A 4629-nucleotide genomic window follows, 5' to 3' on the forward strand; every position below is an offset into this window, starting at 1 on the left:
GGATGGGGCCGGGGCCGGCTTCTCCCCGGCCCCGGCCCCATCCCCTGTCGCGCGGCTTTCCGCGGTCCCTCCCGGGCAGCCCGGGGCCGCGGCGCGCTCCCCGCCCGCGTCAGACCGGCTGGATCTCGATGTCCCGGTCCAGTCGTCGCCATGAGCGGGCCGCCTCCGCGATCGGGTGGTCCACGCCGAGCCGTTCCGCGGCCGGTTCGATCACCGCCGCGCGCATTCCGGCCGCGTCGTCCCCCCGGCCCGCCGCCCGCAGGGAGACCGCCAGATTCGACCGGCAGACCAGTACGTCCGGATGCCAGGCGCCGAGTTTGTCGAGCAGTCCCTCCAGCGCCACGTACTCCCACCGCTCGGCGAGGTCGGCCCGGCCCAGGTCCCCGTACACGTTCGCCAGGTTGACGGCCGCGCAGAGGGTGAACGGGTGCTGGGGGCCGAGCGCCCGCTCCAGGCGCCCGCGGACCTCCTCGGCGTCTTCGACCGCCTCCTCGGCGCCGCCGGTCGCCCGCAGATGGACGATCACGTTCGCCCGGCACGCCAGGCTGTAGGGGTGGGACTCCCCCAGCGTCCCCCGGTAGCCGTGCAGGGTGCGCCGCGCCAGTTCCAGGGCGCGCCCGGGTTCGCCGGTGGCCGCCAGGTCGGCGGCGAGGCTGACACCGCAGGCCAGGGTGTCGGGCGAGTCGGGACCGTACCGGTCGCGGAAACGCTCGTACGCCTCACTCGTCAGCCGCATCGCCTCGTGCGGATGTCCGGCCCTGCGCAGCGAGACGGCCAGGCTCTTGGCGGCGCGCAGCACCTCGGGGGCGTGCGGGTCCAGGACCCGGCGAAGCCCCTCCACGACCTCGCGCAGGACCTCGCCCGACACCGTGTACTCGCCGGTCTCGCGCAGGTCCCGGGCCAGGTTCGCCTTGGTGACCAGGGTGTAGGGGTGGTCGTCGCCGAGCAGCATGCCGCGCCGCTCCACGGTCCGCTCGTCGAGGCGCCGCGCGGCCTCGCTGTCCCCGGTCAGCCGGTAGTCGATGGCGAGGTTGTGCGCGGCGGTCAGGGTGCGCCGGTGGGTCTCCCCGAAGAGGCCCCGCATCCCCCGGTAGACCCACAGGTCGCGCTCCAGCGCCTCGGTGAACCTGCCGACCGCGCGCAGGTCGGCGGCGAGGCTGCCGGTGACGACCAGCACGCTGGGGTGGTCGTCGGCGGGGTGGAACAGGCGCTGCTGGCGGGCGAGGGTGTCCTCGTCCAGGGTCAGGGCTTCCTGGTAGCGGCCCTGGGCGCGGAGCGCGTTGGCCAGCTCGAAGCGGATGTTGAGGGTCTGGAGCGCGTCCTCACCGAGCCGGCGGGTCCAGATGCGGTCCAGTTCGGCGCCGAAGGCCCGGGCGCTCTCCAGCTCGCCGCGGCGCAGCAGATAGCGGATCCGGTCGATCATCAGCTCACGGGCCTTGTGGTCGTCGCTCTCCGCGACGCCGGACGCGTTCAGATGCGGCCAGATCAGCTCGAAGGCGGGCCAGCTCTTGGGGTCGTTCACCGGGTCGTCGCGGTCGACGCCCTCGGCCGGCCGCGCCTGCGCCAGGATGCGGTGGACGACCTGCTTGGTCTCGGTCTGCTCCTCGGCGGTGAGCGCGTCGCGCACGGCCGCCTGGACGAGGCGGTGCACCTGGATGCTGCTGTCCGCCGGGTCCACCTTGGCCAGGGCGAACCGGTTCAGCGTCTGGATGACCCGGCCCAGCATGTACCGCTCGCGCAGATCGGCGTCGTACGGCAGCAGCGCGTCGAACATCGCGTCGCTGCCGATCAGCCGCATCGAGACGGGTTCGGCGGAGAAGAACGAGCAGATCTCCAGCAGACGCACCGCGGCCCGGGACTCCTCGCGCAGCCTGCTGATGGAGATGGCCCAGGTGGCGCCGAACCGCAGCCCGTACCCCGGGGCCGTGCCCAGCGAGAGGACCGAGGTGCTCTGCTCCGCGAGCTGGCGCAGATACTCGTCGACGGGCGTCGCCGTCTCGGCGAGCCAGGCCGCCGCCACCTCCACGGCCAGTGGCAGATCGCCCACCGCGTCGGCGACCCGGTCGGCGTCCTCGGGCGGCAGGCCCGCCACCCGCCAGGTCAGGTGCTCCACGCTCTCGAACCGGTCGAAGACCTCGACCTGGGTGCTCTCCACCCGCGGGGTGGCCGGTTTGTTGCGGCAGGTGGCGAGGAGATGGCCGTAGACCGAGCCGGGGAGCGGTCCGATGGCGTCGGGCAGGCGGCGCAGTGCCTGGTCCGGGTCCTCGACGTTGTCGAAGATCAGCAGCCACCGGGGGTAGCGCTCGCCGCGCCACAGCTCCTGGAGGGCCGCCATGGCCGCCTCGGCCACCACGTCCCCGGCCCGCAGGTCCATCTCTGCGGCGAGCTGCGCCAGCGAGGCCACCACCAGGTCGGGGCGCTCCGCCTCGATCCACCACACCAGGTCGTAGTCGGCGCGGAAGCGGTGCGCGTACTCCAGCGCGACCTGTGTCTTGCCCACGCCGCCGAGTCCGTACAGGACCTGGGGCAGGCGCTGGGCGGAGCGGCTGTCGCCGCGCAGTTGGTCGCGTACCCGGTCGAGCAGGTCGGTGCGGCCGGTGAACCAGGTGTTGCGCGGCCGTACGTTCCACACGCGGGGCGCGTTCCCGGGGAAGCGGGGCCGGTCGGGGGCGCACGGAAGCGTGCCGGCGGCCTCCGCCCGGCCGAGTGCGCCGAGCAGCGCCGCCGCCGCCTCGGCCTCGCCGACGCGCACCAGGTCCACCGCGCGCAGTCCGCCCGGCGGTGGGGTGAGCCGTACGTCGCCGACGCGCACGGGCAGCACCTGGCGGCGGCCTCCGGCCCGGTCCTGGGCGGGGCCGCTGTCCCACAGACCGCGTCCCGCGCGGGACTTGAGGTAGGGCGGGGAGGCGAGGTGCAGAACGCGGTGGGCCTCCCCTCCGGGTTCCTCCTGTGGCTGCCCGGAGTGGGGGGCGCGCACATCGACGGGGAAGGTGCGGAAGCCCGCCGTGCCGAGGACGGCGGTCAGCCACTCCACCCACATCCGGTCCTCGGAGACGTGGTTGAGGACGATGTTCGCGGGTGAGGTGGGCCGGCGCCGGGTGAAGGCGTCGAGGTGGGCGATCCGCAGGGCCTCGTCGATCGGCGGCAGCCCGGTCACCTCGCCCTCGGTGAGGACCCAGGTGAGCCGCTCGCAGGCGGCCAGCAGCGAACTGCCCAGGCCCGGCGTGTCGCCGAAGGTCGCCAGGACCTCCTCGTAGGCGTAGAAGGGCCGGTACGGGATCTCCACCGTGCCCCAGTAGCCGTCGGCGGCCTCGCCCCGCAGTCCGCTGGGGAAGCCCTCGAAGCACTCCCGGGCGAGCGCCCGCCCGGCGTCGGCCTTCTCCTTCTCGCCGTCGTCGATCCGGGTGGGGACGGGCAGGATGCGGATGCCCCGCTCGTGGTAGCGCTCCTCGATGTAGCGGGCGACGGCCGAGGCGCCGTCGATGCTCTGGTCGCTCAGGGTGAAGCAGACGACGAGCACCTGGGGCATCTGGACCGTGCAGATGTCGGCGATGTCGCTGAGCCCGGTGCGGCTGTCGATCAGGGTGAAGTCGTAGTGGCGGCGCATGTCGTCGCCCATGGCGTCGAAGAACTGGCCGCCGCCGGAGTGCTCGTAGAAGTGGTCCCAGTCCATCCGTCCCACGACCGAGGAGTAGTCGCGGTTGCGGCGGCCCGCCGAGAGGAAGTCCAGGCTGCCGCCGCTGGGGAAGGACCAGTCGAGGGTGACGGCGTGCGGGCGCACGCGCGCGTAGGCGCGGTGCCAGTCGGGGGCGTGCTCGCCGGTCCGGCGGGCCTCCTCCTGGTACTCGGTGATCAGGTTGATCAGGCCCGGGGTGGCCTCCAGGTCCCGCAGGTTGAGGAAGGGGTGGAAGAACCGGTGCAGGCCCGGCGCCTCCAGGTCCCAGTCGACGGCGAGCACCCGGTAGCCGTTGGCCGCCAGGATCCAGGCGCAGTTGGCGAGTGCCATCGTGCGTCCGGTGCCGCCCTTGTACGAGTAGAACGTGATGACGGTCCCGTCACGGTTCTCGGCCATCTGGAGGGCCCTCCACCTGCTCGGCCTGGCTGTTCCCGGCGGCGCGCTGTTCCGGCTGGTCCCCGGTGCGGTCGCGGGCCGTCCGGCCGAGCCCGACCCCGCCCGGCAGGACATGGGGCAGCGGGCTGCCGGGCCCGGCCGGCCGGTCCGTGCGGGCGGCGCTCTCGTAGTGCCTGACCGCCGACCGGACCGCCCTGGGGAGCTCCTGGCTGAAGGCTTCCAGAGTAGGCAGTCCGCCGCCCTGCGTCAGGTGGCCCGGGCTCTGCCGCAGTCTGGTACCGAGGACTTCGTCGGCCACATGGCGCAACTCGGCCTCGCGCGGCGGCGATTCGGGGTCCGCGCGGTTCCACGGGACCATCACGCTGAGCCAGGGCCGCGGCTCGGCGCAGAGCAGCCGCACCAGCTCCCGGTGGCGCGGGGACTGCAGCGCCCAGCGGTCCAGCAGCAGCAGCCCGGGGGCCTCGGGCGGCCCCGGGCGCAGCAGTCGGTCGGCGCGTTCCTCGAACTCGGCGAGGCGGACGGAGTAGTTGAGGTTCACCACGAGGTCGGCGGTGTGG

At 73.8% G+C, this 4629-nt stretch carries 2 protein-coding genes; both read right to left on the reverse strand.

The window, feature by feature from the left end; genetic code table 11:
- Positions 1-109: 109 nt before the first annotated feature.
- Complete coding sequence (gene fxsT, locus ACJA3G_RS30725) at positions 110-4072, reverse strand: FxSxx-COOH system tetratricopeptide repeat protein (RefSeq protein WP_406556310.1); 3963 nt, start codon at positions 4070-4072, stop codon at positions 110-112.
- On the reverse strand, positions 4056-4629 hold a 574-nt coding region (gene fsxC / locus ACJA3G_RS30730), incomplete at its 5' end, for an FxsC protein (protein WP_406556311.1). The genes fsxC and fxsT, both read right to left, overlap by 17 nt.

It is taken from the genome of Streptomyces sp. YS-3, from assembly GCF_045257485.1.
In the GTDB taxonomy this organism is placed as follows: Bacteria; Actinomycetota; Actinomycetes; order Streptomycetales; family Streptomycetaceae; genus Streptomyces.

What these genes read in the sequence shown, in the direction of transcription:
- fxsT (WP_406556310.1), bottom strand. Translation starts at nt 4,072, where the DNA reads ATGGCCGAGAACCGTGACGGGACCGTCATCACGTTCTACTCGTACAAG.